Consider the following 7560-nt stretch of genomic DNA (forward strand, 5'->3'; position numbering starts at 1 on the left):
CAAATTGATCAATCGTCTTATGATAAGGAAGCTTGGCGAGACGTGTCCTCGTACGAAGATAGCGGTCGTGTTTGGCCGTTAATTCTTCCTGGAGACGCTTGTCCAGAAACTCCAAATACGTTATTCCGCATGAGCATGGAGGGTTTCGGGAATCCGTACCCATCCGAACTGTTGAAAGGCAGCTTGCAGGCGCTCTTGAATGATCATGAGCGCGTCACCTCCTCTGCCGTGAACTGTTCATACACGGCAAGGGGGCGTACGACCACTTCAGGTATTGGTGAAGAGGGCATAAGTCGCGGTGTTGGTTGGGGAACCGGTTTTGCGACAGTGTCTTTTCGAATGCCTTCGAAGTGGTTTTTATTTTGCACAATTTCCCGTTGTCCAGAGGACTTTCGTTGTTCAGATATGATCTTGTTTTCGTAGTGGATTTGAATTCCGCCGCGACGATCATCCTTCACATGAACGAGGTGACCTACGAACCGAATCGGTACGGAGTAGCGGTTTCCTTCGTGGGAGACAAGTGAGTCTGACGACACTTTACGAACATGAAAGTCCACGCGATCAAAATGCTCTGACACCAATGGCTTCAATTGTTCCTGAGCGAAAAGGTCAATGGGTTGCTTCTGAGTGGTTCCGTACAGGCGAACATTTGCAATGGCGTTTAACCAGAGAAGAGTTTGTTCGTTCAGATTCTGAAGATCTGTAAATGTCTACACTCGAGGCCAGAAGTTTTTGCGTACGTAACCCACTCCATTTTCCACCTTTCCTTTTGTGCGAGCCCGATAGGGACGGCAACTACGGAGGAGAAAGCCATGATGTGAAGCGAGCGAAACGCTCATTCCAAACTACTTCGCCTTGGTCGTCTGTACCCGCGACAACGGTTTTCATATTGTCATAGAGGCAGGTTTCCGTAATGCCACCGAAATAGTTCATTGCTCGTTCGTGGCATCCCATGAGGGTCTCAAGCCGTTGATCTTCTGTAAACTCCACATAGAGCATTCGAGAGTAGCCCAGAACCATGACAAATGCGTAGAGTCTCTTTTTCTTGCCGTTCCAATCGACTCGAAACTCGCCCCAATCCACTTGAGCCTGTTGGCCGGGCTGTGTTTCGAATCTTACTGTTGCATTCGAGGAAACTTGGGGTCTTAAAGGTCTCATGAAGTCTCGCAGGATCGTGATTCCGCCCGTATAACCAGCAGCTCGAATCTCGTCTAAAATCACAACCGCGTTTAAACAACCTTCTTCCATCCGCTGACGCACATACGCTTTGAATGGCGAGAGCTTTTCAGGCTTGTCTACGGTACGTCGGTACGTGTCCGGATAATCCTCATATAACCATCTTCGGATTGTCTTGCGGTCTCGACCTAGTTCTTTTGCTATGGCAGTGATGCTCATGCCACGCTGTTTCATCTCTTTGATCACAAAAAACTCCCCATTCTTGACCATGAAATCTCTCTCCTCTCGGAGAGACTATTCGTTGGAAGTGGGGAATTTTCAACCGTTTATATTGAGGATTTTACAACCGTTGTCCACCCCCCTTTACTTCAATACGTTTTTTGCAGACTTGACAGTGCCGAACGTTGCTAGGGCAAGTACCCCGCTGGCTACGAAGATCGGCACTCTAAATGCCTATCCTCCGCCAAGTACGCTTCAAATGCCCTTCATTCGTCCTCCCCCAATCTGTCGAAATTCCTTTTGTACTTGTTGGGTAGGAATTGCCCACTGGGCATTTATTAAAAGGAAATCCAGACTTAACCCAACCCCCGAATAGTCGGTTGGAGCACCCTCTCATCGGTCTGAAATGGATGACTGCCCCTGAGCATGATATCTGCAACAAGTGGAAGCGGATCCGCTAAAACAATGTCAGAAGCGAAGGAGTACCCAGACGGGAGCCCACTGAAAAAGCGTCCATTCGCCACAACTCCAAATCGTTATGAAAAAACGAGCCTCTAGAATCGCTTCTAGGGCTCGTTTCGTTGTAATGGATACATTTTAATACTCACGAATTTCTCTGTGACTTCAATCCGGTTCAACACCCTAAAACTTGAGCCAAGTTACCTTATCCTCTCTTGCTACTTTGAGTACATAATCGCTCTAGGCTATTACAGCTTCACATCCAACAGTTTTACCCGTCCAGCGCTTACTACTTCCAAACTCCTTAAGTGACAGATCGTACAGGCTGCCGTGGATTCGACGCTCGTTGTAAAAATTGATAAATTCCAAGACCGCCTCATGAGCCTCTGCGAACATTTCAAACTCGGACCGACGCAAGCACTCGTCCTCTAGAACCGCATGAAACGACTCGATGTGGGCGTTCTTGCTTGGCGTTTTCGGAGGGATGCGTTCGTGCTCCATGCCAAATTCCTCGCAGGCTGATTCACAGGCATGGCTAATAAACTGGGGCCATTGTCCGTTCGAATGATTGGACGTTGCTCTTCCCCAAACTGATTTCGTTTCCATAATACTCGCTGTAACAATTCCACCGCGTCTTTTGCTTCGCACTTTGAGCCGATGTAATAGTCGATAACAGCACGATCGTTATTCGTCCAGTATGGAAAGCAGGAAAAAGAATCGTTGCTCCCCCTCAACATATCCATACTTCACATCGGTTTCCCACAGTTGATAAGGAGCCGTGATTTCATGATTCACCGCGATCTTACGAGGATATTTGGTCTTCACCTGACGTTGAGGGTGTAGCAGATCCAGGTCTTGGAAAAGTCGATGGACTTTTCCTTGTTAATGATCAGGTTGCGTACTCGTTGCAAGAGGAGTGTCAGCTTTTTATATCCCGTAGGCATTTCCATCACCTTCTAAAGCCTCCAACAACCACGCTTTGATCTGTTCATCACTAATTCGCTTGTTTTCTTGTGTCACTGAATAGCCTGGCTGTGACGACCTCCACCATGAATTCTTAGCTTCTCTGCCTCCTGTTCCCGCTTCTTACAGGCATTCCACGTCGCTTCCAAAACGCCGACAATTCGCAAGACGGTACGTACCGAATATCCCAACCCGATCCATTTGTCGGCGACTTCTATCTTCTACGATAAGTTGGGTCGGCCCTTTTTTAAAAGGTCACGAAAGATCTCGATTTCGAGGTCTTTTTCACCAAGTATGCGTTTGAGCTTGTCGTTTTCTTCTTTAACGGCTCGATACTCATCCGTGCACGGAGTAAACAGTGCCACTTTCTTTGCATCCGGCCATAACTCAATTGTTACTTTCGGCGTTGGAACTTCGAACTCGATTCCTTTTCACTTCCAACGTTTGGGCTTGTGCCGATGTTGATACAGGTATCCTCGATCCATGCCGGAGTTAGCCTAGCCACCTCCCAAACGTATCCGTTCATGCTCAACCTTCATATTTAATCCAGTTCCATGGTCAGAAGTAACGCAGCAATGTCCTCCTGTACCCTTGTGCACTCCGTCTCTGTTCGGGTCGTGATCATTTCAAGAAGTTTCTCGATCTGTTCCATCAGCCCATTCTGCTGGAATATCTCCATTGCCTTGCAGATTAGTTCACAGGCAGATTCTGTCTTGTTCCGTGCCGTGCTTGCACGTTCAATGGGATTGATCCGCTGTAGGGAATGCCCGAACGAATGCTCTACTAGTAACAGAAGGAAGTGTGAGCCAGAATCAGTACGGACAAACCCGTTGACGTTCTTCGGCAAAACAACCTGACTTATAGTACGATCCCTTTCTGCTCCCGAGCTTGACGGTTGAATGACCACATCTCATGCATTACACGTAACGCACTCTGACAGTCATCTTGGGACTCGTACAAACGAGATAGTTCTTGCATCGTCTCCTCGTATTCCATGTGGCACTCAGTGAGTTTGAAGCAGTCTGCCGCCTGTTTCATGAATTTGACTGCGACCGTATGTTGACTTCGAGCATGCGCGATACCGGCTTGAATCCTGGCGATCCATGCTTGGTAGGAATGGACGGTTGGCAATAGTTTACGAGCCGCTTCGCACGCTTCCTCCGCTTGATCGAGCTTGCCACTTGCAAGGTAGAGTTTCGCAAGTTCCGTCACCGTGACCCCCGTTTCTTCATCCCGTCGAAGTCTTCGGTAGTCCACCACGATAGATTCTAACGCACTTATCGCCTTGTCACGGTTCCCCATCTCCCCTTGGAGAACTGCAAGCCGGACTTCAAGAGTCAGCTTCTCCGTTTTGCTATTCAATGCCTCAAAACACCACTGGGCACGTTGGGCGTAGTCCGTTGCTTGCTCGTACTTGTCGACTACGTGGGAGGACTGAGCTAGTTTCATATAGAGGTTCCCAAGTCCTTGAATGTCCTCACGTTCCTCAAAAATCGGCATGGCCAGTTGAAGCGTGGCAATCGCCTGTTGCAATTGCCCCGATTTTTGTTGAATATCCGCCAACGTCAACAACAACGAGCATTGGAGATCTACATCCTTCAAATTGGAGGACCGCATCTGTGTGAGGGCATTTGTCAAATAATACTCAGCGATCTGGAAGCGTCTGCGTTTTAACTCAAGCTGGCCAAGCTGATGAAGGACACGAATGAGCATGACGGGGCTTCCATTATTTGATTGTGTGTGGTCTAACAATTGCTGGAACGACTCCTCTGCTTCTAAAAACTGGTTCAACCCAAGCAGACAGCAGGCGTAATCATATCGAATTTCAAACGGGTCGAGCTTGCCATTGTTCGTTTGGATGACTTTTTTCAAAAATGGTAACGCACCTGAAAATTCACCTGCAGATAGCATGCCTTTTGCCAATCTGTACTCACTGATTACGACAAGGTTCATTTCCAAGTTCCCAATCAGTTCGTCTAGAGGAATTTCAAGTTTCTCAGCAATCTTCCCCAAGACGTGATAACTTGGCTTGGCCTTGTCTGATTCGATCTGTGAAACCATTGACGGGGTTACGATCCCTTCTGCTAGTTGTATTTGGGTTAGACCTTTCTTCATCCGCAATTGACGTAGGCGTTGACCGAAGGTTTCCAAATTAATCACCTCTATATTTGTTTATTTCCTATAAACACAATAAACCACCCCGTCATTCTGAGGTGGTGATTGTGGTAGTATCCAGTTGTCATTTCTTTGTAACTGCAACTCTATTTTAAAGTTGTCACATTTCGAAAGTGACAACAAAAAGCCCCTCGTTTACCAAGTACGAGGGGTGGATTTGCTACTTATAGGTTGCGACTATACCAAGTGGATCAGGAGGTATCGTTCCTGCATCTTTGTGCCAATTCGCATTTCCAATTGCGATACCAACAACAATAGTGAGCAATAGTCCGCAAGCTAACAACCTCTTCATCAAAGTTCCTCCTCGTCAAGATACTCGCTTTTGGTGCTAGAATAGATTCGTACCTTCTCATAGTATCGCATGGCAGTAACTGCGTCACCTTTCAGGTAGTAGTATTCCGTTAGGCACTTACTTGCGATGTACCGTACGCTTGCACTCAGAGTTGCATCATTGATGACAGATTCAGCATATGAAGGATCATCTACTGCCACGGAGTACATAATCTTTAGCTTTGCCGCGTACTCCGGATACTCTTTTACAACTTCTGTATATTCTTCTACCACTTGAATTGCCGTATCATAGTCCCTTAGTTTCATCAAGGATTTCACATAGTTCTTGACAACTTGTACCAATACGTCCTCGTAAGGTAAGACGTGCTTCAAGGCAGAAGACAATAGCTTTGCAGACTTTTCATAGTTACCAAGGATGTACTCGTAATAAGCAGCATTGTATAGTGCTTTTCCAATGTGATTTCCGTTGTTGGTCTGTTCGAAAAACTCCAGTGAACGATAAGCGTGTTCCTTTGCTTGCTTCATGTCTCCACGATCTTCCTGCATTTTCATCCTCGTGTAAAAACTTATGCCCATCACTTGTGAATTATCTGGGAATGCCTGTTCTACAACCTGAAGTATTTCTTCTATGTTGCTATACTCTTTGCGAATCGTGGAAGTTAACATCAAATTGGCTGTTACTAGATGGAGTAAATGCTTCTCGTCAAATTGTGCATGTAACTGTTGTGCATAGACAAGCGCACGGCTCCACGTACCATGCGCTTCATCGTACTTGGCTTGTAAAAATTGAACACGACCTAGATTGTTCAGGGCAAACCCACGTTCCGTAGCTCCCCTTGCCAATTTTACGATCACTGTAGCTAGATCAAGAGCTTGCATTAGCATCACTTTAGTTCTTCTATGTCTATCGAGTAGTTTGGACAATTCCATTTGGGATTTTGCCGTATCTAATTGGTGTAGTCGCTCCAAAGATACACCAAGCCCCTGAGCGATCTTTTCCAGCATCGCAGGAGAGAGATTACGTTCACCAGAAAGCATTAAACGTAAATACTCACGACTGATTCCGAGACGTGTTGCAAATCCACGAATAGTGAACCCGTCACCTTTTTCTTGCATGAGTTCGGCAATGCGTCGTGTAAGGGGGATTTTTCCCTTTGTTGGATTTATAGTTTGTTCGATTGTAGACATGAGCCGTAAACCTCCGTCATTCGAGCGATGTATGTTCAAGTGTAAGATACTAGTGAAATTTCATATCCTTTCAATTATAGCGATTCCCTCCAATTAAGTACATATTTTGTAGCTACTATTCCGAAAGAATCGTCAGTTTAAACACAACACTCGATGTTCGAGTTCATTCAAGATGGTTACAAGATAGACTCCAATCCTAACTTATTGAGAATACCTTTCTATAAAAAAGACAGGCCGGGATTCGGCCTGTCATATTTGTACTTAGATTTCAATTTTCTGCACATTCGATCCGACGATGCGAGCCGAGTGTTTTGCGACCGCAACGCCTTGCGGGAAGTCGAAAATCCCTTTTGAGATCACGAGATCCATGACACTCTGAATTTCTGCAGCGGTGAGGTCTTGCTTCGGTTCCGGGATGACGAGTTTGACTTTTTTATTGAGGTTGGTGGTGAAGAACAGTTCGAGATCGCGCTTTTGCATGAGCGGTTCCCTCCTTTACGTGTGGTGGTTTAGATACGGGTCAGGTCTTCGCGTTCAAGCAGTTGGATGTGGTGCAGTTTGTACGTGCTCAGGCTGGCGAGCGCTTCACCGACGGCGTACACATCGTCCTCTGCGGCGGATGGGAGAACTCGGGAATAGGTCTTGTCTTTGTATTGCGGGGTTCCTTTCTCGTCGAAGCCCGTTTGCAGGCGCAACATCATGCTCGTCCAGCCTTGGTTGGAATTGATCATCTAGAATCCCTCCTGGGTGAGTTTGGCCCTACACTTCTACCATGCAACGAGAGGGGCGATTCTGGGACAGCGGGAAAATATTTTTTTCTTAACACCGGCAGGCTAAGATGCATCCTCGTGGAACTGGTTCCCAATCGCGATGCCACACTGGACGATCTCATCGCTTCCGTGGAACCGAAGCGATTAAAGAATTCTCTGCTCGAACACCTAGCCGTGCATGAGCTTCGGGAGCTTCGGGAGCTTCGGGAGCTTCGGGAGCTTTGTAAGCGATTGGCGTAGAAAAAAGAGAACGGGCATCATGACCCGTTCTCTTTTCTCTCTACTTGGTTTATCTGCGCTCTGAAATACGCTACCAGTG

At 46.8% G+C, this 7560-nt stretch carries 8 protein-coding genes; all 8 read right to left on the reverse strand.

The window, feature by feature from the left end:
• A partial coding sequence (locus tag C7459_RS24095; protein WP_425450706.1) for an ATP-binding protein occupies positions 1-163 on the reverse strand: 163 nt, incomplete at its 3' end.
• A gap of 40 nt (positions 164-203) precedes the next feature.
• A complete protein-coding gene (locus C7459_RS24100; RefSeq protein ID WP_425450703.1) occupies positions 204-578 on the reverse strand; it encodes a Mu transposase domain-containing protein in 375 nt (124 codons plus the stop codon).
• Positions 579-795: 217 nt separating this feature from the next.
• Positions 796-1446, reverse strand: coding sequence for an IS21 family transposase (gene istA, locus C7459_RS23750; RefSeq protein WP_245884349.1), 651 nt, complete (start codon positions 1444-1446; stop codon positions 796-798).
• A 648-nt stretch (positions 1447-2094) separates the two neighbouring features.
• Entirely contained in the window at positions 2095-2355 is a 261-nt protein-coding gene (locus C7459_RS00015) for an integrase core domain-containing protein (protein ID WP_170119172.1), read from the reverse strand.
• Between the two features lie 1320 nt (positions 2356-3675).
• Complete coding sequence (locus C7459_RS00025) at positions 3676-4968, reverse strand: helix-turn-helix domain-containing protein (RefSeq protein ID WP_109684984.1); 1293 nt, start codon at positions 4966-4968, stop codon at positions 3676-3678.
• Positions 4969-5283: 315 nt separating this feature from the next.
• Entirely contained in the window at positions 5284-6471 is a 1188-nt protein-coding gene (locus C7459_RS00030) for a helix-turn-helix domain-containing protein (RefSeq protein WP_109684987.1), read from the reverse strand.
• 261 nt (positions 6472-6732) lie between these two features.
• Complete coding sequence (locus C7459_RS00035; RefSeq protein ID WP_109684990.1) at positions 6733-6951, reverse strand: DUF2922 domain-containing protein; 219 nt, start codon at positions 6949-6951, stop codon at positions 6733-6735.
• 29 nt (positions 6952-6980) lie between these two features.
• Positions 6981-7202, reverse strand: coding sequence for a DUF1659 domain-containing protein (locus tag C7459_RS00040; protein ID WP_109684992.1), 222 nt, complete (start codon positions 7200-7202; stop codon positions 6981-6983).
• Positions 7203-7560: the final 358 nt, after the last annotated feature.

This window comes from Tumebacillus permanentifrigoris, from assembly GCF_003148565.1.
Classification (GTDB): Bacteria; Bacillota; Bacilli; order Tumebacillales; family Tumebacillaceae; genus Tumebacillus; species Tumebacillus permanentifrigoris.

What these genes read in the sequence shown, in the direction of transcription:
- C7459_RS00035 (WP_109684990.1), bottom strand. Translation starts at nt 6,951, where the DNA reads ATGCAAAAGCGCGATCTCGAACTGTTCTTCACCACCAACCTCAATAAA.
- C7459_RS00015 (WP_170119172.1), bottom strand. Translation starts at nt 2,355, where the DNA reads ATGGAGCACGAACGCATCCCTCCGAAAACGCCAAGCAAGAACGCCCAC.
- istA (WP_245884349.1), bottom strand. Translation starts at nt 1,446, where the DNA reads ATGGTCAAGAATGGGGAGTTTTTTGTGATCAAAGAGATGAAACAGCGT.
- C7459_RS00030 (WP_109684987.1), bottom strand. Translation starts at nt 6,471, where the DNA reads ATGTCTACAATCGAACAAACTATAAATCCAACAAAGGGAAAAATCCCC.
- C7459_RS00040 (WP_109684992.1), bottom strand. Translation starts at nt 7,202, where the DNA reads ATGATCAATTCCAACCAAGGCTGGACGAGCATGATGTTGCGCCTGCAA.